We start from the raw sequence: 20,166 nt of genomic DNA on the forward strand, positions 1-20,166 counted from the left end.
TGAAAGCTGGCAGAGCAGGCCTCCTTAACAGGGCGGATGTCTTGAAAATACGGAACCGTTCCCGTGTTTTCAGCGCCTCTGTCTGTATGAAGCAAAAACTGAGGCCACTCTGTCAAGCAAGCGTTTTGTTGCTCCCGGTTTGTTGCACGGCAACTCGGCGGCGTCGAAGCGTCCGGGCTGGATGGTGCCGGGTTCATTCTGGCGGAGTTCTGCGGCTCCCTGCGCCACGGCATGCCATGCAGCCTGCGCAAGCGCCTTTCTGCTGGGGAAAAGGTCAGGGTCAAGCGGTTCATGGAAAATCACGGCGGCCTGAAGCGATTTCCACTGCACCATCTGCCAAAGGTGCGGCCCCAGATCCATGTCTCCATACCATGAAAACACTGGCCGACGCAGGCGCTGCACGGGCAGGCCTTCCAGTTTGTCATAGGAAATGGAAATGGGTTGGATCAGGGGTGTCATGCCCGGTTCGTAACTGACTGGCAGCAGGGCCGGGTCCATGCCGTCACGCAGCTTAGGCAGCTTGGCGATGGCAAAAAAGGCAGACATGAACGGTAACACGCGGGAACCGTCGGACGATGTGCCCTCGGGGAAGAGGATGAGGTTGTCACCGCCAACCATGCGGCGAATCATTTCATCGCGCTCGCGGCCCGTTGTGCTGCGCTGGCGGCTGACAAAAATGGTTCGACCAATTTTGGAGACCAGCCCCATGACCGGCCAGTTTTCAATATCACCCTTCGCAACAAAGACTGATGGCAGAAGGGTGCCCAGAATAGGAACATCCAGCCAGGAGCAATGGTTGGAAATATAAATGACAGGCCGTTCGCCCCGCTGACGGGCTTTCAGGCCACCCACGGTGCCAACCCGTTTGCCAACCACACGGATATTGACGCCCAGCAGCTTGCACAGGCCGCCCCAGATAACACGCGTCCATCTTATTTTTGCGGTGCCGGGCACAACCAGAAGGCAGGCTTCAAACCCGACGGAAAGCGGCACCCAGAACAGAATCCCGCCAAGGCGGATACCGCCACGGATCTGTGCAGACAACGTGCAGAGACGTTCCATCCACGCAGGGAGAGGCGAGAACCTGTCCGGTTTTGTCAGGTTATCTGTAGCGGACGGCCGCTGCGGGGCCGGGCGGGCGCGGGTCATGTTCTTGCCACTGCCTTGGGCTGGCAGGCTTTACTCTGGCGACAGGAATGAGAAACCATACGCCCTCATAACGCGAAGTTGTGCGGCTGGACAATCTTGCTTCGCATTCCGTGGCTGAGGTGGCAGAAGGAAAGAAAGAGTAAATATCCCTTCATGTTGTGCCTGATTGACCGTATTTTGGTCATGGTGATGCGGCATGGAGCAAAGCAGACCTTTAAAAAACACGGGCAGGAAAGCGGTAAGATCGGTGCAACCACAGGCGGAACAAAACGGGTGAGGGTGAGCGGAAAAGGCATCCTGAACGGACTCGTGCTGACGGCGAATCGTGTTGTTGCCGGTTTTTCGTTGTGGAGCGTCGCTGCGGGTGGCTGGGCCCTTGCCGCTGAATCGCAGGCTTATGTGACAAACCTGAAACCGACCGGGCAGGCCGATCTAGATGCTGCGCTGAAATCGTCCTCTGACCTGTTGAGCCTTCAGGCAACGCACGCCGTGGGGCCGTTTGCATTATCTGGCCGTATCAGAAACGACTATGACCGCCTGAAAACCGCGTTGGAAAGTTATGGCTATTACGAAGGCACGGTAAAAATCACGCTGCATCGCGACAAAAGCAAGGATGCGGTGCAGATGGACGGCCTGTCGCCAGCACTTTCAAGCTGGATTGAATCCGTGCCGGATAAAGAAAAAATCACAGCCGATATTTCGGTTGAGAAGGGGCCACTTTATCACATTGGCTCAGTCAAACTGGTTGACGATAAGAACAATGGCGTTGTTGACCTGACACCCAAGCAAAAAGCCGCTTTTACCCTGAAGCCGGGTGATACCGCTGTTGCGGAAACCGTGCTTGGTGCAGGCGGCACACTGTTAGATGCCCTTCGTGAAGATGGTCATGCCTTGGCAAAGGTTGAAAAGCCCCAAGCCTATCTGCGTCCACAAACCCGCACACTTGATGTAGTTTATCCAGTGACGCCCGGCCCGGTACTGAATATCGGGGCAATTGATATTTCCGGGCTCAAACGTGTGCATGAACCGTTTGTGCGTCGGCAACTCACCGTCAAGGAAGGGCAGCTTTACCAGCCCTCCAAAATTGATGCCGCGCGGCAGGATCTGTCCGGGCTTGGTGTTTTTTCAAATGTGGGCGTGAAGGATGGCTCGACCGAGCCGGTAAACGGCACCATGCCGCTGGATTTTACATTCAAGGAAGCCAAGCGCAGGGCTATTGGGGCCGAAGCGGGCTATTCAACAGATCTGGGTGTGCGTGGGGGTGTAACCTGGACTCATTATAACCTGCTGGGCAATGCTGAACGCTTGAAGCTGACTGCACTGGTTACCGGGCTTGGTGGGTCCGCCCAGCAAGGGCTGGGCTATGACGTGTACGCTGATTTCTTCAAGCCCGGCTTTTATAGCCGCAAGCAGAATCTGAGTGTGCGTGTTGAAGGGCTGCGGCAGTTGTTCTGGTCATACCGTCAGACAGCCATTCTGGTTCGTGCCGGGCTGACGCGCCAGATTGGCAAATATTGGAACGTGAACTTCGGCGTTTCTGGCGAGCAGGAAGAGATTGAACAGTTTGGCGTGACTCGCGATTACACCATTGGCTCCATTCCATTGGGGGCGACCTTTGATAATACGGGGCTTGGTAACCCGATTGAGCCTGCCACACATGGCATCAGGGCCAACGTGAACGTGGCGCCCTCAATCTCACTGGGAAACAAAGGCAGCGGGACGTCTTTCTTCGCCATTATGAATGCGACGGCGTCTTACTATTTTGACCTCAAACATCTGGGCATCAGCAAGCCGGGGCGCAGTATTCTGGCTATTCGTGGCACGGTTGGCAGTATTCAGGGTGCGACGACCTATGACATTCCGCCTGACCAGCGCCTGTATGCTGGTGGTAGTGCAACGGTGCGCGGGTATCGTTGGCAGGGCGTTGGGCCGCAATATGGCCGCACACGCTACGCTATTGGTGGCACGTCACTGGATGCGGGGACGATTGAATACCGTCAGCGGCTGTTCAAAAGCTTCGGCATGGCCGGGTTTGTCGATGCCGGGCAGGTTGGCAGCAGCAGTTCGCCCTTTACCGGCACGTTGCGGGTCGGTGCCGGTGGCGGTGTGCGTTATTACACGCCTATCGGGCCGGTGCGGATAGACGTTGCCGTACCGCTAAACCGTGCCCCACGCGGTGATAAGTGGGATCTGTATATTGGGCTTGGAGAAACATTCTGATGGCGGCGCATGACGAGGATACAGCACCGCGCCGCCGTTCTGTTCTGCGCCGTACAGGCCGTATTGCTGGGTTAACGGTTGGTGTTCTGGCAGGTGTGGCCGGGTTGGCCGTGGGTGTTATTCTGGTCGGGGCAAATACGGGGCCGGGCCGCAGGGTATTAATGCAGCAGACCACGGCGCTGACGGGCGGCATGGTCAATATTACCGGGCTTACCGGGCGGTTTCCTGACAAGTTTCATCTGGACTCAATTGCCCTGAAAGACAAACAGGGTGTCTGGCTGTCCCTGACCAATATTGACCTGAACTGGTCCCCGCTTAGTCTGGTTGCGCGGACGGCGCGTATTTACGCCATCACGGCTGATCAGTTGGCTATTCCGCGCTTGCCTGTGTCAGACAGCACGGCTGCGCCTTCGACCCCGTCAAACAGCAAATCCAATCTGGGTATCGGTATTGATATTCAGAAGCTGGCTGTGAAGCGTATTGATGTCGGGGCTCCGTTAGCGGGGGTGCCTGCTAGCTTCTCCCTTGGTGGTCATGGGCGTCTTTCCTCTATTGACCCCGTCATGAATGGGCTGACGCTGCCATCGTTGCCGAAATCTGACATTGCGCTGACCGTAAAGCGGCTTGATGCGGAGGGCCTGATTGATCTGGCAACCACCACAGGAGGTGGCAAGCTGGGCCTGCATCTGGATGCCAAAGAAGGGAATGACGGGTTTGCAGCCTCCAAGCTGCAAATGTCGCAACTGACACCTTTAGCGCTTTCTCTGGATATCAAAGGGCCTACTAACGCGGCCGTTCTGGCATTTTCTGCTGGGGCGGGGTCAATTACCGCTAAAGCCAATGGCGTGCTTGATCTGTTAGGCGAAAAACTTGGTAGCCTGACTGCACAGCTTGATGCGCCGAAAATGGCCCTGCGGCCTGATCTGGGGTGGGATGCGATTCATCTGGTGGCCCAGCTAAAAGGCAAGATGACGCAGCCGGATGGCACTGGCAGTTTACAGATTGATCGACTGTCGGCTTCGGGCGCGGGTGTGGGTTCTCTTAAAGCTACATTTGACGGGCAGAGCGGTCGTCCCGGCGTGGCCGATCTGTTGCACCTGGTCATGACGGCTGACGGAATTCGTCTGCCCGGTTCTGCGCCAACCCTGCTGGCGAGTGCCCCGCTTCAGTTGGATGCCAAACTTGCCCCGCAGGAAGCGGGAAAGCCTTTGGTGCTGGATGTATCACATCCGCTGTTGCATCTGACAGGCAACGTGCAGACGGCGGCACCGCAACGGGGCACCTTGGCCTTGACGCTGGCTGACCTGCGACCATTCGGCCAGATGGGGAACACGCCCCTGCAAGGCCAGATGGGTCTGAACGCCAAGTTCGATCTACCCGCCAAGCCAGAGGGCGACACCCATGTCAGTGCTGATGGCACGTTGGCCATCACGGGTGGCCAGCCGCAGGCAGTCGGGCTGATTGGCCCGAAGGGCACGTTCTCGCTTGTGACGACCCTTCGTCCGCTAGCGCCCAGCAAAGAAGCAAGCGTGGCCCAACCTGCGAAGGAAACGGCTGAAAACCATCAGACTGCGCCAACAAAAAGCCTCCCGAGTGCGCAGCCTACGGCAGAAAACGGCGGTAAAACCTCTCCGGCACCGGTGAAAGTGGCGGCGCAGGCCTCTTCAGGTGGGCAGCAAGTCGATATCACCAAACTGGCAGTTGATGGTCAGGCGCTGCATCTGGCTGCGCATGGGCAGGTCAATACCGGGCGCGATATGGATGTGGCCTCGACCCTTGCTCTGCCTGACCTGAGCAAGGCGCTGCCCACACTCCGGGGTGGCCTGACGCTGGCCCTGAATGCAAAGGGGCTGATGCAGGATTTTGCTGCAACCTTGCATCTTGAGGGAGACCCCGGCACCGCAACAATGCCGCGTGGCCCGGTTGTGCTTGATGCCGCTTTGGAGCATCTGCCCTCCGCACCGGCAGGTACACTTGATGCACATGGCTCGGTCGATAAAGCGCCATTATTGCTGAATGCCGCCTTTGCTCAGGATGAAAAAGGTGCCCGTCAGATTGACCTGAAAAAGCTGTCTTGGAACAGCGTTCAGGGTGAGGGAGCGTTATCCCTGCCACAGGGTGAAGTGGTGCCGCTTGGAAATCTGAGCCTGAAAATTGGCCGTTTGGCTGACTTCCGCAATCTGATTGGTCAGCAGATTGCAGGCGCGCTTACTGCCTCCGTTCAGACAACACAAGTTGAGGGAAAGCCGCAGGTTTCCCTTAAACTGGACGGCAATGTTGCCACGGCGCAGGCAAAAGTCGGGTCTTTGTCTCTCGCAGGTACAGTGCGTGACCCGGCAGCTCATCCCAGCCCGGATCTGACCTTGAAGCTGGCAGGTCTTTCTGCTGGAGGTGTAACCGGGCAAGCGCGTGTGACGGCCAAAGGGCCGGATAACGCCATGGCGCTGACGGCGCAGGTTGGCCCGGCAAGCTGGTCTGGTAGCCCGTTGATGCTGGATACCGCCGCTGTGCTTGATTTGCCTGCCAAGCAGGTCAAAGTGCAGAAGCTGACGGCGACAGCCAAGGAAGAAAGCCTGAAACTGCTGGCCCCAGCACTTGTCTCATTTGGGGAGACAATGGGTGTAGACCGGCTGCGGGCCACCCTGATTACACGCGGCGCGCAACCTGCGACAATTGACGTTGCCGGGCGTATGAAGCCCACTTTGTCGGTTACGGCAGATATCCGCAATGTAACGCCAGCTTTGGCTCGGCCTTTTGCGCCAGATCTGCATGCGCAGGGTGATTTGTCCTTACAGGCCAAGGTGGCTGGCAGCATGGAGCGGCCAACCGGGCAGGCACATCTGGTTGGGCATGGCCTGCGGCTGGAGGGCAGCACAGCCATGGCGTCAATCCCCGCTCTGAATGTGGATGCTCTGGCTGATCTGGCAGGCACGTCGGCCAAGGTGAATGTGAAAGCCGCCGCCGGGCCCAAACTGGCTTTGACTGTGGCAGGGACGGCTCCGCTCGCAAAAACAGGGCCGATCAATCTGCGGACAGATGGGCATCTTGATCTGGCGATTGCCAATGGTGTGCTGGGGGCACAGGCGCGACAGGCCAAGGGACAGGTTCAGCTTGCCATGCAGGTTGCTGGTACTCTGGCTGCGCCAAATGTGACCGGCACGGTTGATCTGCACGACGCAGATTTTCAGGATTTTGCACAAGGTGTGCATCTGGCCGACATCAACGGTCGGGTTGTGGGCGCACGTGACAGCGTCCTGATACAAAACCTGACGGCGAAGGCAGGTGATGGCTCATTGGGCGTCAGTGGGTCTGTGGGGGTCATGGCCCCCGGCATGCCCATAGACATGCACATAACGGCTAAAAATGCCCGTCCGATTTCAAGTGATCTGCTGACGGCCATCATGAATGCTGACATTGCCATCCGTGGGCAGGTGAGCACACGCATGGATGTTGTGGGCGGTATTGATCTACCGCGTGTGGAAATCAACATTCCCAACTCCATGCCGTCGTCTGTAGCCCAACTGGATGTCATTCGTCCCGGTGACAAGGTTCCGGACAAAAAAGCAGCAGAAGCCAATACCAAAGCCGCTGTCATCAATCTTGATCTCAGCGTGACCTCGCCGGGCAAATTCTATGTCCGTGGACATGGGCTTGATGCAGAAATGGCAGGCAAGCTGAAGGTCAAGGGTACATCCCAGGCCCCATTGGTCAGCGGTGGGTTTGACCTCAAGCGTGGTAATTTTGATCTGGCCGGTATCTCGCTCAACTTCACCAAAGGACGTGTGGCGTTTGACGGAAGCGGCGTAAGCCACAAGTTGGACCCCACACTCGACTTTGAAGCAGACCGTGTTGTAAGCGGCCAGACCGCCATGCTGAAGGTAGGTGGCTATGCCAGCGCGCCCAAGATCAGCTTTGTTTCTAACCCGCCGCTGCCGCAGGATCAGGTGCTGGCCATGCTGCTGTTTGGCACGGACGCGCATTCTCTGTCCTCGACCCAGATGGTGGAGTTGGGGACGGCTTTGGCAACCTTAACCGGCATGACTACTTTTGACCCAATGGGCACTTTGCGCAAAACCCTGCACCTTGACCGTCTGGCTATTGGTGGCGGGTCTGGGGTGGGTAACGGCGGCACGACCGTTGAAGCCGGGAAATACGTGATGAAAGGCGTGTATGTGGGGGCCAAACAGGCCACATCAGGCTCTGGCACGCAGGCGCAGGTTCAGGTTGATCTGATGAAAAACCTGAAACTCAACACGACGGTGGGCACTGGGGGGAATGTGACCGGCTTTACAACACCAGAGAACGATCCGGGCAGCAGTATCGGCTTGCTGTGGCAGCACCGTTATTAAGGCTTGATTAACGTAAGCCCTAATAACGTCTAGCAAGAGCATGTTTTCTTGAGCGCGTGCTCATTGTTTCTCCCCGCTTTTGGGCAGAAATGGCTAATGCCGGGATAATCTTTCGTTAGCCCAGCAGAGGTAGTTCAGCGACCGTGCGCCCCATTATGAGAAGCTGAAATCGACCACTACGGGCACATGGTCAGATGGTTTTTCCCAATCGCGGGCTTCGCGCACCACGGTCATGCCGCTTAAGTCTGCGACCAGATCGGGCGTGACCCATACATGATCCAGGCGACGGCCACGGTTGGACTTTTTCCAGTCCTGATTCCGATAAGACCACCATGTATAAAGCTTTTCATCTGCCGGGATAAAGTGACGCATGGCATCAACAAAACCGACATCCAGCCACTTTGTCAGACGCTCGGTTTCAGGGGGCGTGTGACTGACAACGTTCAGAAGTTGTTTGTGGCTCCAAACGTCATGTTCCAACGGGGCAATGTTGAAGTCTCCCACCAGAACGCTGCGTTCGCGTTTGCGGGTGGTGAACCACTCTGTCACTTCCTCCACAAACGCGAGTTTGTGGGCAAACTTTGGGTTGGTTTCGATATCTGGAATATCGCCCCCTGCGGGCACGTAGAAATCGTGCAGTTCAAGCGGGCCGCTTGGCAGATGCACCAGCGCCCCGACATGCCGACAGTCTTCCTTGCCGTGCCAGTCAGGCAGTTGTTCCAGCGGGGTGACCGGATGGCGTGAAAGAATAGCCACGCCGTTATAGCTCTTCATGCCTTTGTAGTGCAGGTGTTCGTAGCCCATTGCCCGGACTGCATCAGCCGGGAAGAGGGGATCAGGCACCTTGGTTTCCTGCAGGCAGATGATATCTGGCAGCAGATGCGCTGCCAGTTTTTCAAGGCTGGGCAGACGCAGGCGGAGGGAGTTGATGTTCCAGGTCACAAGTCGCATGGGCAGGGCATCGCGCATCCGGGTTTGCGGGGCAAGTGAAATTCGGCACATAAGACAGAACGGGCAGGGTGTATGCCTTGAATTTACCGCATACGGGACCATTTTTGCAGCATGACGCTTTCTCCTTCGGCTCAGGCGAGCCAGCCTCAGGTTTCTTCCGCAGCGCGTGCGTTGCATGACGCTTTGTTCACGCTTGATAGCCACATCGATATTCCGTGGCCGGATCAGGATGACGCGTTTGTGGACACGACAACACGGCGCGTTGACCTGCCTAAAATGCAGCAGGGCGGCATGTCAGCCGGGTGTTTCGTGGCCTATATTGGTCAGGGGCCCGTAACGGAAAAAGGCCACAGTGACGCCCAGGCACAATGTCTGGCCATGCTGGATACCATTAACCGCATGCAGGGGACTCGCAATGGACTGACTGCGCGCGTGTGCCCCACCGTGGCGGAGATGCTGGCCGCTCAGGCTGCTGGGGATCTGGCCGTGGTGCCTGCCGTTGAAAATGGCTACGCCATGGGTGATGACCCGGCTTTGCTGGCGCAGTTTCGGGCCAAAGGAGCGCGTTATGTGACGCTGACCCATAACGGACATAATGCGCTGGCGGATGCTGCCGTGCACCGGCCAAGTTTGGGTGACAAACCGGAGCGGCATGGCGGCCTGTCAGATCTGGGGCGTGAAGCGATTGCCCATATGAACCGGTTGGGCATGCTGGTGGATGTTTCTCATTCAGCCAAATCGACCATGTTGCAGGCCACCAAGGTTTCGCGGGTGCCTGTCGTAGCCAGTCATTCCTGTGTGCGAACACTGTGTGATCACCCGCGTAATCTGGACGATGAGCAACTGGATGCCTTGAAGGAAACCGGCGGCGTCATTCAGATTACCGCCATGCCCGCTTTTCTGAAGCCGCGTGACGGCGATGGCCCGCGGTCTGCCAATGTGGCGGATTTTGTGGACCACATTGATTACGTCGTGAAGCGTATTGGTGTGGAGCATGTCGGGATTTCATCAGACTTTGATGGCGGGGGTGCCATTGATGGTTGGCAGAATGCCACGCAAGGCGTCAACCTGACGGAAGAACTGCTGCATCGTGGTTATGACCGCAGTGAAATTGCGGCCTTCTGGGGCGGTAACTTCATGCGTCTTTTGAAAGCGGCAGAAGCCGCAGCGGAACAAACCGCGACCAAGGTCTGAAAAACACGGTGGGCAGATTTTCGTTGAATTTGTCCACTTCCTCTCTTGACTTCCTTTATTTTCAAAGAAATCTCCGAAACTGCCTTTATCGGGCAAAGCTCTGCTTTTATAAAATCCATATAAATCAATAACTTGATATGTATGGCTAAAAAATATGCAAAGCGTTGAGGAGGGGGGAAATCTGCGGATTTCAGGAGAGATAAGGTGGTTATTCCACAAACTTATCCACAAGATCGGTGGATGAAATTGTTTTCTCGGAAGAGCGCTTGATGACATCTGACATTTCTTCAACTGACGTCTCGGTCAGCACATCCGGGGATGCGCCCGCGTGTGTGCCCAAAGGCGTGGAAGTGATCAGGGAAGCATTGAAGACCATGCCTCTTTCCCCCGGTGTCTATCGGATGATTGGGGAGAAGGGAGATGTGCTGTACGTAGGTAAGGCGCTGGCGCTGAAAAAGCGCGTCACGTCCTATACACAGGTTGCACGCCTGCCTGAGCGGCTGCGGCGCATGGTGTCCGAGACAGTCTCGATGGAGATTGTCACGACGCATACTGAAGCTGAGGCTCTGCTGCTTGAGGCCAATTATATCAAGCGCATGAAGCCTCGCTTCAACATCTTGCTGCGGGACGATAAAAGTTACCCTTGGCTGATGCTGACGGATGGGCACCCCTTTCCGCAGGTGGCCAAACATCGGGGCAAGCCGGTCAAAGGGGCCAGTTTGTGGGGGCCGTTTGCGTCAGCTTGGGCCGTCAATCAGACGTTGAATTTGTTGCAGCGTGTGTTTCTGCTGCGGTCCTGCACAGATGCCGTGTTCAATAGTCGGACGCGCCCCTGCCTGCTGTATCAGATCAAGCGGTGTTCCGGCCCGTGTGTGGATCGCATTGACCAGTCATCTTACGCCAAACTGGTTGAGCAGGCGCGTGAGTTTCTGTCAGGCAAGGACATGGCCTTACGTGAAGAGATGAGCACGGAGATGCACAAAGCCGCTGAGGGCATGGAATTCGAACGCGCAGCCACCCTGCGTGACCGTATCCGTGCGCTCGCGCAGATGCAGGATTCGAATGTTATCAATCCGTCTTCTTTGCATGATGCAGATGTATTCGGCATCTGGCAGGAAGCCGGACAGGCCTGCATTCAGGTCTTTTTCATTCGTGGGGGGCGGAATAATGGTAATCGCTCCTTCTTCCCTGCACACACAAAGGATGAAGAACCGGGAGACGTGCTGTCAGCGTTCATCGCGCAATTTTATGATGATAAGCCGTGCCCAGCACAGGTGCTGGTCAACCACGCGCTTTCTGAAGAGGCGCTACTGGGTGAGGCTCTCTCGCTCAAACGTGGGCGCAAGGTGGAGATTCTTTCTCCGCAACGGGGGGAAAAACGGCAGGTTCTTGACCATGCGGTTGCCAATGCACGGGATGCCCTGCACCGAAAACTGGCGGAGACGGCCGGGCAAGCCAAACTGCTGGAAGGTGTGGCCACAGTCTTTGGGCTGGATGCGCCCCCACAGCGTATTGAAGTCTATGACAACAGCCACATCATGGGATCACATGCGTATGGTGTGATGATTGTTGGCGGCCCGGAAGGGTTTGACAGGCGAGCGTACCGCAAGTTTCTGATCAAAGGCCCGGTCACGCCCGGAGATGACTTTGCGATGATGCGTGAAGTGTTGGAACGTCGGTTTGGCCGTGCGTTGAAGGAAGTGGCCGAGGGTGATGTGTCAAACTGGCCGGATGTTCTGCTGATTGACGGTGGGGCAGGCCAGTATTCAGCCGTAAAAACTGTTCTGGATGATCTGGGCGTAACGGGTGTGAAGCTGGTTGGTATTGCCAAAGGGCCAGACCGCGATGCTGGTCGTGAGTGGTTTCATACAGGGCAGGCTCCTGCCTTTCAGCTCGATCCGCGAGATCCGGTTTTATACTATCTTCAGCGTTTGCGGGACGAGGCGCATCGATTTGCCATTACAACCCATCGTGCCGGGCGGTCTAAAACGCTGGTGACATCAGAACTGGACGATATTCCGGGCGTGGGGCCTGCCCGTAAGAAGATGCTGCTGAACGTGTTCGGGTCAGCCCGTGGGGTGAAGCAGGCGGGGCTGGCCGAACTCGAATCGGCACCGGGTATTAATCGGGAAACGGCGCGGGCCGTGTATGGGCATTTTCACCCGGATTGGACGCCGGGATAAGGCTGTGAGCCAGACCTGCACTGCATTTCTGGGTGAGTGGCAACAAGTGGTGGTCAGAAACCATTTCAGAGCACTGGGAAATAGGTTAGGCTCCCGACAATGCTGACAGATTTGCCGAATGTTCTGACATTGTCACGGATCGTGGCTATTCCGATTGTGGTGGTTTTCGCTGCATGGGGTACGCCGCAAACCGACGCTGCGGCGTGTGTTCTGTTCATTCTGGCGGGGATTACCGACTATTTTGACGGCAAGCTGGCGCGGTCTCGGCATCAGCTTTCAGACTTCGGCCGCATGTTTGATTCGATTGCTGACAAATTGCTGGTCGGGGCCTGCCTGATGGTGCTCGCTGGCTTTCTGCGGCTGCCTTATCAGAGCCTGTGGCCGGCGATTATTATCCTGTGCCGGGAAATTCTGGTTTCGGGCATGCGCGAATATCTGGCTGAACGTCAGGCACGGTTGCCCGTGACCCGCTTGGCAAAATGGAAAACCGGCTTTCAGATGACGGCCATTGGGTTTTTGCTGGCAGGGGACGGTACCGGCATTCTGCTGGGTATGCCGTGGTTGCCCGTGGCCTTGATTGGGGCCGTGCTGCTGTGGATTTCTGCGGTGCTGACACTGATTACCGGTTGGGATTATCTGACCACCGGTCTGCGGCATGTTGATTTATAAGCAGTTGAAACGCTGGTGAAATCTGCCCTAACTACGCTTGGTGTGTGGCAGAAAAGCCCCAAAGTGGTGGCTTTGGGTTGTGTCCCCCCCGTAAACCGTTATTTAGCTTTGTGGTGGCACATTGTCGCTACAGCAGGCATTGCTGATTCGCCTGCATATGTCATGGTTAGCGGAGTCAGGTGATGCGGAAAGCTGCTCTATTGGGAGCATGTCTGGTTTTAGGCGGGTGTTCAGGGTTTGGGAAATATATTTCCGACACAGCCACTCTGCCCGGGGAAAATCCGAATGCACCGTCAGGGTCAGACCTGAATATGCGGCGTATTCACGGATATTCCACAGCCGAAACACCGATTCTGCCACAGGGTGGGGACATCTGGCCGGGGCCACCTGCGCCACTGCCGACTCTTGAAGATGTGGAAAAAGACCGCATTGGTACCGTTCTGGGTGGGGCTGGCGGCCAGTCTGGCGTACCTGAATTGCAGGATGGTGGCGAAATGAGCGTCAACGGCCCGTCCGAACAGCCTGTGTCGAAAGAGCCTATGGGCAAGCTGCCCGATGCCGAACCAGATGTTGCCAACAAATATGGGGTGCAGCGCGGTAATGCTTCGACAATCGAAATTCCGAATGGCGATGGCACTGTTACTCTGATTCACCCCGATGGGTCTGTCACCACTTCCCAGCCGCCACGAAAGGCAGCCGCACCCAAGCAGTGAGGGGTGTGGATTTCAGAATTTTTTCCTCAAGGAGTGCTCATGCAGGGCAGGGTCACTATTCTCTATTTCGCTTCCTTGCGTGAGCAGTTGGGGCGTGAGTGTGAGGATGTTTCCCTGACTGATGGTCAGGTCCCGGTTCAGACGCTGGTGTCTGACCTGCGCAGCCGGGACAAGGCACTTGATGGCGTGTTCGCCGCCATGCCGCGTATTCGCGTAGCTATTAATCAGGAACTGGCCAGTTTTCAGGACACTGTGAAAGCGGGCGACGAAGTCGCCTTCTTTCCGCCCATGACAGGCGGCTGACGGCCATGATCCGCGTTCAGGTTCAGCAGGACGAGTTTGATATGGGCGCAGAAATGGCTGCTCTGTCCCGTATCTCGGGCGCTGTTGGCGGGATGAGTGTGTTTATGGGGCAGGTCCGCGGGAATCAGGGCGATGGGCTAGAAAGCCTGACGCTTGAACATTACCCGGGCATGACCGAAAAAATGCTGATGGGTTTGGCTGAGGAAGCGTTCAGCCGGTTTCATTTGTTGGGCTGCACTGTCATCCATCGGGTCGGCATCATGTATGTGGGGGACCCAATTGTTTTTGTCGGTACAGCAGCCAGCCATCGTGCAGCAGCCTTACAAGCCACAGCCTTTCTGATCGACCGCCTTAAAACCGGCGCTCCGTTCTGGAAGCTTGAACGCTTTACAGATGGCCGCAGTCACTGGGTGGATGCGCGTGAGACAGATGATGCCGCAGCCGCCGCGTGGGACGATCCAAGCAAAGACTAAGAACGGTTCTTCACGCTGGGTGGCGTGAAGCTTAAACCGATGCTTTCAGAAATCTGGTTGGATTTTCTCTCTGAATGTGATGCCGTTTGAAGGTAAAATTCCTCGGCATCACGATGATAGTCGCTTTTTATCTGTAAAAGACCTTTACGCGCTTTCCTCTGCCAGCTTTCGCACCGGTCCCTGATTTTCCCAGAATCATCAGGATGAAAGCACTCGATAAATGGTGTTTGCCAGTGTCTTCAAATCGTCAGGTGTGATGGTGAACGCAGGGGTCAGGTAAACAATATTCCGGAAGGGACGGATCCATACGCCTTCTGCAATAAATTTCTGACGCAGTGCGTCCGGATTGGAGATTTTTTCAAGCTCCACCACGCCAATAGCCCCCAAAGTTCTGACATCCTTGACGCCCGGTAGCGCTCTGCACGGTTCCAGCGTTTCGGTCAGAATGGCGTTGATTGTCTGCACCTGGTGCAGGCGGGGTTCGCTTTCAAACAGGTCAAGTGATGCATTGGCGCAGGCACAGGCCAAGGGGTTGGCCATGAATGTGGGGCCGTGCATCAAAGCGTGTTCGGGGTTATCGGACAGGAAAGCGTCAAACACGTGGCGGCGTGCCACTGTTGCCGCCAGCGCCATTGTGCCGCCCGTTAGCGCTTTAGACAGCGTGACAATATCGGGCACGATCTCTGCCTGTTCGTAGGCGAACAGCGTGCCAGTGCGTCCAAAGCCGGTAAAAATTTCATCCAGAATAAGCAAAAGCCCGTATTCGTCAGCTGCCTTGCGCAGTATGCGCAGAACATCAGGGCTATGAAACAGCATGCCGCCAGCGCCCTGCACCAGAGGTTCTGTCAGAATAGCCGTTAGCTCATGGGCATGCTGGGCCAGAAGGCGGAGAAATTCGGCTGTGCTGGCATCATCAACTGGCAGGGGGGCAATGACGTGCTGAGCCAGGACCGTGCCATACAGGTGATGCATCCCTTCTTCCGGGTCGCACACGGCCATGGTGGCCAGAGTGTCTCCATGATAGCCGCCTTTGAAGGCCAGCATTTTTGTGCGTCCGGTCTCCCCTTTGTTCAGACGGTATTGAATGGCCATTTTCATGGCAACCTCAACAGAAACCGAACCAGAATCGGTGAAGAATACGCGCTCCAGATCACCGGGCAGCATGGCACACAGGCGGGCGGCCAAGCGAAGAGCCGGTTCATGCACCGTGCCGCCAAACATAATGTGCGGCATGGTGGCAAGCTGGGCTTCTACAGCTTTTCGAATATGTGGGTGGTTGTAGCCGTGGCAGGCTGTCCACCACGCGGCGACACCATCTATCAGCTCGCGACCGTCAGCCAGTTCAATACGTGTGTCGTGTGTTCGCACGGCCGCCAAAGGAGGCGAGGCCGTTTTCATCTGTGAATATGGGAGCCAGATATGTGGCAGCCCTTTTTCATACCAGTCTGGGGCAGTCTGACGGGACGTCATTAGGCTGGGTGAGGGGGCTGACATTCTGGCTCTTCTCCTGCTTCGGTGATTGACCGGCGACGCGGCCTACGGCACCTACTCTGTTCATGACGCGGTTTGATCATCTTTTCCAGCAGGGGCTGGAGAGATTGGCGGAACAGGGGCGTCTTCGCACGCCACGCTCGTTGAACCCTGTAGGCCATGGCCTGCTGCAACGGGAAGACGGCACTGCTCTGGTTGATTTCTCCTCAAATGACTATCTGGGGTTGCGGCAACACACCCGATTGGTGCAGTGCGCCAATGAATGGGGGCGGCGATATGGTGCAGGCTCTGGTGCCTCGCGCCTGGTAACGGGCACCAATTCTGCCATGCAGACCTTGGAGGCACGGTTGGCCGCGCTGAAGGGGATGGAGGCAGCTTGTATTCTGTCTTCTGGGTGGCAGGCAAACGCAACGCTTGTGCCTGCTTTGGCGCGTCTTTCTGTAGAAGTGACGGGCGAACCGCCGGTGGTGCTGGTTGATAAACTGATTCATGCAAGCCTGTATCATGGATGCGCCGCGGCTGGTGTCAGGCCCGTGCGGTTCAGGCACAATGATGTCCAGCATTTGCGTGCGCTTCTTCAGAAAGAGGCGGACACGCCCGGTCTGAAAATTGTTCTGACAGAAAGCGTGTTCAGCATGGATGGGGACCGTGCGGACATGGTTGCACTTTCAGAACTTTGCCGAGAGCACGACGCTTTTCTCTGTGTGGATGAAGCCCATGCAACGGGTATTTTGGGTAAAAACGGCAAAGGGCTGGCGGATGGGCTGGCCGATCTGGTTATTGGCACATTCAGCAAAGCGTTGGGTAGTATGGGGGCGTTTGTGGCGTCGTCCTCCGCCGTGTGTCGCTGGCTGGTGACAAGCGGTTCGGGGTATATTTATTCTACAGCGCCCTCGCCAATGGTGTTGGGGGCAGTAGAGGCTGCTCTTGACCTTTTGCCCACGGCTGACATGGAAGAGGCCAGACAGCGTGTTGCATTTTTAGCCGAACGGTTCAGGCAGAAAATGCACGCGGCAGGCTTGGATACAGGGCCGTCATCTACCCAGATTGTTCCTGTTGTGGTGGGGGCCGAGCAAACGGCTTTGTATCTCTCCCATCTAGTTGAAAACGCTGGTTTTCTGGCGGTTGCCATTCGTCCTCCCACTGTTCCGCCGGGGGCGTGCCGTTTGCGGGTTGTCATGCATGCCCAGCATACTGTTAAGCAGGTGGACAAGCTGGCAGATGCAGTGTGCACTGCGATTGGTCAGGTAGCCCAATGACGCTCCAACCCGTTTTTGTGCATGGATGGGCGTGTGGTGTGGATGTGTGGCAGCCACTGTCTGCTTTGTTGCCTGCTGATTCCGCCTGCTTTGTCGATTTAGGGTATTTTACTTTTTCTGACACAGTGCCTCTCGGCTCGAAGTGTCTGGAGCAGATTGAGGCTGACCGTCCCATTTTGGGGATTGGCCATTCTCTGGGGTTGATGTGGCTTCTTGCGCAGCGGAAGTGGCCAGAGGGTAGCCGCTTTATTGGCATCAATGCTTTCTCGCGTTTCACGCAAGATGAGGGTTTTGCTCAAGGCGTAGCCCCACGGGTTTTGGCCCGTATGGCAACCGGACTTCAGCGAGCCCCTGAAGATGTGGTGAATAATTTTCGTGAGCGCTGTGGTTTGCAGCCTGTTGAAGGGGCATCACTCCAGATCAGTGCTCTGCAAGATGGTTTGCAGATGCTTATGACCGGTGACGTGCGCTGTTCGGCGCAGGAGCTTACCCAGCATAGGCAGCGTGATTTGCTGGTCCTAGCCGGGGCGGCAGACCCTATTGTCAGTCCGGCCATGACGAGGGCTGCTTTTGCGCCAGAAACACTTATCGTGTGGGAGCAGGGTGGTGGTCATATGTTGCCTTTGACCCATACCCGATTTTGCGCGGATCAGATCCGCCAGTTTATGAACGAGACGTCCTGATATGACGCAGATTACTTCGCGACAAATCCGTGTGCGAGACGCATTTGATCATGCTGTCGATTATGAGGCTGCTGCAACCGTGCAGCGTATTGCCGCGCGACACCTGTTTGAACGTCTTCAGGCTCGGTTGGCGGCGCGTAAACCGGCGCGTATTCTTGAATTAGGATGTGGCACAGGGTTTCTGACGGAAAAGTTGCGTGCAGCGTGGCCGGATGCCGAAATTGTTGCCACAGATATTGCCCCATCCATGCTGGAACGCGCGCGACGCCGTGTTGGTGGAGGCGTCACTTTTAGAGTGATGAATGCTGCTGCCATTGAGGATGAACTTGGGGCGTTTGATGTTGTCTGTGGCAATCTGGTGTTTCAGTGGCTGGAGCAGCCGCAACTAGCGCTTGCGCACTGGGGCGATAGACTGAAAGCCGGTGGCATTGTTGCGTTATCCACCTTGTTGGACGGTACATTTCGGGAGTGGCAGGCAGCGTGTGCGCCCGAAAAATCGGGAAGCGGGCTTTCCCCTTATCCAGAACACTCACAAATAGAGGCGTGGCGACCTGCCTTGTTTAGTGGCGAGTGGAGTGTTGAAAGCTGTGTGCAGACTTTTCCAAATGGCGCACAGTTTCTTCGGCATCTAAAGCAAACGGGAGCCTTTATCCCGCGCCGCGATCATACCCCTATGCCGGTCGGAGCGTTGAAGCGCAGTCTGGCACGCTTTGATGCTGGGGACAGCTTTGTTACGTGGCATCTGGCGTATGGCTGCTTTCAGAAGCCGCCACGCGCAGGGGTATTTGTTACGGGTACGGACACAGGGGTTGGGAAGACTTTTGTTTCTGCGTGTCTGGTTAAGGCATGGAGTGCGCTTTATTGGAAACCGCTTCAAAGCGGACTGGCTGATGAAGCTGGTGATACACCGACAGTTCAAATCCTGACGGGAAGCAGCGAAAGGGACTGTCTGCCACCAGCGGGTGCATTTCAGGCTCCGTTATCACCAGAAGCCGCAGCAGATGCGGAAGGTGTGGTCATTGACCCAGCTGATCTTGAATTGCGCATGCAGCAGCCTGACCGCCCCATGGTAGTGGAGGGGGCAGGTGGTCTGATGGTGCCTGTTACAGAGAAAGTGATGATGAGTGACCTTGCTGTGGAATGGGGGCTGCCCGTGGTGCTGGTCGCGCGAAGCGGTTTGGGCACTTTGAACCATACGCTGCTTAGTCTTGAGGCACTGCGTCGGCGGGGTGTGGCTATTGCCGGCGTTGTATTGAACGGGCCGCTAAATCCTGCAAACCGTCAAACAATCGAGCAAAAAGGGAAGGTGCGTATTCTTGCGGAAATACCGCATCAACCTGACGTGTCAGCAAAAACTGTGGCTGAAATTGCCAAGATGTTGCCCTCATGGGAACTCTTGACTGAAAAGTCTCGGGGAGAGCGGGAGTAGTTTTAAGGCCTGCAGAAGGAGTTCATGTTTGCCCTAAAAAGGTAGGTTGAGACGTTTCAAAACCTGAACACCATAGGGCCTGCATGACACAGGAATATCTGCGTCTAACTCGGAATGTTGTGGGCGTAATGCCGGAATAAGTGGGCAAAGCCCGAATTGTTCCGGCCAGAAATGGCTTACAGGTCTAATCTGACAAGCGTTCAGGCAGCCTTTTGTGGAGGAGATTTCGTTACAGTCAGTGATAACGGCGGATAAGTCCTGCTAGCTTGCCCTGAATTTTCAGGCGTTCTGCCGGAACAATCCGTGTTTCGTAATTTGGGTTGGCTGGTTCCAGAGCAATTGTATTGCCCTTACGGCGCAGACGTTTGAGTGTCACATCATTATCGTCAATTAGCGCGACAATAATCTGGCCATTTTCCACGCTTTCTGTGCGACGGATAACGACATAATCTCCGTCCATGATGCCCGCATCAATCATGGAATCACCTGTTACTTCCAACGCATAATAATCGCCGGTGCCAACCAGTGTCATCGGGATATCAAGGAAAGAATCGGTATCTGCCATTGCCTCAATAGGCAAACCCGCAGCGATACGCCCATAAAGCGGTACTTTGAGTGTCTGTGCGTTCGCGCGGGAGAAGTCCGCTCGGACGACATTGGACGGCAATGTTTCCGGTGTAGCCTGAGCCATTTCAGGAAGCTGGATGACTTCGAGCGCACGGGCGCGATGATGGTGGCGACGCAGAAAGCCACGTTCTTCAAGGCCGGAAATAAGACGATGGATACCTGATTTGGAGCGGAGCCCCATGGCTTCCTTCATTTCATCAAACGAAGGAGAGAAGCCGGTCTGCTTAAGGTGCGAATCAATAAAGAGCAGAAGTTTGTGCTGTTTACGTGTCAGCATCAGGGGCACCTCGGGGCAGGATTAAGCGATTTATTTTGTATTTGTTCTATATAGGTTCTCTTTTTGGGTCAAGGAGTTATTCATCATTGATGGCCGATTTTCAGGTCGTGAAGAGAAAGGTTTACGCACGTAGTCTTCAGCTTCGGGGCTGCATCCGGCTCCTGTCTGTTTTCGCATCATGCTTTTCGGGTTAAGG

15 protein-coding genes are annotated in these 20,166 nt (G+C 56.0%); 11 read left to right on the forward strand and 4 right to left on the reverse strand.

The features are described from left to right. Window positions 1–69 precede the first annotated feature (69 nt). Window positions 70–1,149, reverse strand: a complete 1,080-nt coding sequence (locus tag Abin_RS10385; RefSeq protein ID WP_048846642.1) for a lysophospholipid acyltransferase family protein — start codon at window positions 1,147–1,149, stop codon at window positions 70–72. A gap of 294 nt (window positions 1,150–1,443) precedes the next feature. Between Abin_RS10385 and Abin_RS10390 the strand changes: the two genes are divergently transcribed. Further along, on the forward strand, window positions 1,444–3,369 hold the full coding sequence (locus Abin_RS10390; protein ID WP_048847044.1) for an autotransporter assembly complex protein TamA: 1,926 nt from the start codon (window positions 1,444–1,446) through the stop codon (window positions 3,367–3,369). Further along, the gene (locus Abin_RS10395; RefSeq protein WP_048846644.1) at window positions 3,369–7,718 is read left to right on the forward strand and encodes a translocation/assembly module TamB domain-containing protein; all 4,350 of its coding nucleotides are present in this window, start codon (window positions 3,369–3,371) and stop codon (window positions 7,716–7,718) included. The genes Abin_RS10390 and Abin_RS10395 overlap by 1 nt, the downstream gene beginning before the upstream one ends. 153 nt (window positions 7,719–7,871) lie before the next feature. Here Abin_RS10395 and xth read toward each other — a convergent pair whose 3' ends face one another. After that, a complete protein-coding gene (xth, locus tag Abin_RS10400; protein WP_048847046.1) occupies window positions 7,872–8,669 on the reverse strand; it encodes an exodeoxyribonuclease III in 798 nt (265 codons plus the stop codon). A gap of 111 nt (window positions 8,670–8,780) precedes the next feature. On the opposite strand from xth, the gene Abin_RS10405 reads away from it, so the two are divergent. The 6 genes from Abin_RS10405 to Abin_RS10430 all read left to right on the forward strand — a co-directional run bounded on the left by Abin_RS10405 (window position 8,781) and on the right by Abin_RS10430 (window position 14,204). After that, window positions 8,781–9,863, forward strand: coding sequence for a dipeptidase (locus Abin_RS10405; RefSeq protein WP_048846646.1), 1,083 nt, complete (start codon window positions 8,781–8,783; stop codon window positions 9,861–9,863). Between the two features lie 266 nt (window positions 9,864–10,129). Beyond that, entirely contained in the window at window positions 10,130–12,046 is a 1,917-nt protein-coding gene (uvrC, locus tag Abin_RS10410; protein WP_146867622.1) for an excinuclease ABC subunit UvrC, read from the forward strand. A 99-nt stretch (window positions 12,047–12,145) separates the two neighbouring features. After that, entirely contained in the window at window positions 12,146–12,715 is a 570-nt protein-coding gene (gene pgsA / locus Abin_RS10415) for a CDP-diacylglycerol--glycerol-3-phosphate 3-phosphatidyltransferase (protein ID WP_048846648.1), read from the forward strand. 182 nt (window positions 12,716–12,897) lie between these two features. Continuing rightward, on the forward strand, window positions 12,898–13,428 hold the full coding sequence (locus Abin_RS10420; RefSeq protein WP_048846650.1) for a hypothetical protein: 531 nt from the start codon (window positions 12,898–12,900) through the stop codon (window positions 13,426–13,428). 39 nt (window positions 13,429–13,467) lie between these two features. After that, complete coding sequence (moaD, locus tag Abin_RS10425; protein WP_048846651.1) at window positions 13,468–13,731, forward strand: molybdopterin converting factor subunit 1; 264 nt, start codon at window positions 13,468–13,470, stop codon at window positions 13,729–13,731. 5 nt (window positions 13,732–13,736) lie between these two features. Then, window positions 13,737–14,204 (forward strand): molybdenum cofactor biosynthesis protein MoaE, encoded by a 468-nt coding sequence (locus Abin_RS10430; RefSeq protein ID WP_048846653.1) that lies wholly within the window; start codon window positions 13,737–13,739, stop codon window positions 14,202–14,204. Between the two features lie 198 nt (window positions 14,205–14,402). Here Abin_RS10430 and Abin_RS10435 read toward each other — a convergent pair whose 3' ends face one another. Next, complete coding sequence (locus tag Abin_RS10435; protein WP_048846655.1) at window positions 14,403–15,698, reverse strand: adenosylmethionine--8-amino-7-oxononanoate transaminase; 1,296 nt, start codon at window positions 15,696–15,698, stop codon at window positions 14,403–14,405. Between the two features lie 62 nt (window positions 15,699–15,760). Here Abin_RS10435 and Abin_RS10440 point away from each other — a divergent pair, with 62 nt between their 5' ends. The 3 genes from Abin_RS10440 to bioD are packed head-to-tail and all read left to right on the forward strand — an operon-like array spanning window position 15,761 to window position 19,066. Further along, on the forward strand, window positions 15,761–16,954 hold the full coding sequence (locus tag Abin_RS10440; RefSeq protein ID WP_048846657.1) for an aminotransferase class I/II-fold pyridoxal phosphate-dependent enzyme: 1,194 nt from the start codon (window positions 15,761–15,763) through the stop codon (window positions 16,952–16,954). Further along, entirely contained in the window at window positions 16,951–17,637 is a 687-nt protein-coding gene (locus Abin_RS10445; protein ID WP_048846659.1) for an alpha/beta fold hydrolase, read from the forward strand. The genes Abin_RS10440 and Abin_RS10445 overlap by 4 nt, the downstream gene beginning before the upstream one ends. 1 nt (window position 17,638) lies before the next feature. Beyond that, window positions 17,639–19,066 carry a dethiobiotin synthase gene (gene bioD / locus Abin_RS10450; protein ID WP_048846661.1) on the forward strand — a complete coding sequence of 476 codons (1,428 nt, stop codon included), beginning with the start codon at window positions 17,639–17,641 and terminating at the stop codon, window positions 19,064–19,066. A gap of 235 nt (window positions 19,067–19,301) precedes the next feature. On the opposite strand, the gene lexA is transcribed toward bioD, so the two are convergent. Then, a complete protein-coding gene (gene lexA / locus Abin_RS10455; RefSeq protein WP_048846662.1) occupies window positions 19,302–19,970 on the reverse strand; it encodes a transcriptional repressor LexA in 669 nt (222 codons plus the stop codon). Window positions 19,971–20,166: the final 196 nt, after the last annotated feature.

Source organism: Acetobacter indonesiensis, assembly GCF_000963945.1.
Taxonomy (GTDB): Bacteria; Pseudomonadota; Alphaproteobacteria; order Acetobacterales; family Acetobacteraceae; genus Acetobacter; species Acetobacter indonesiensis.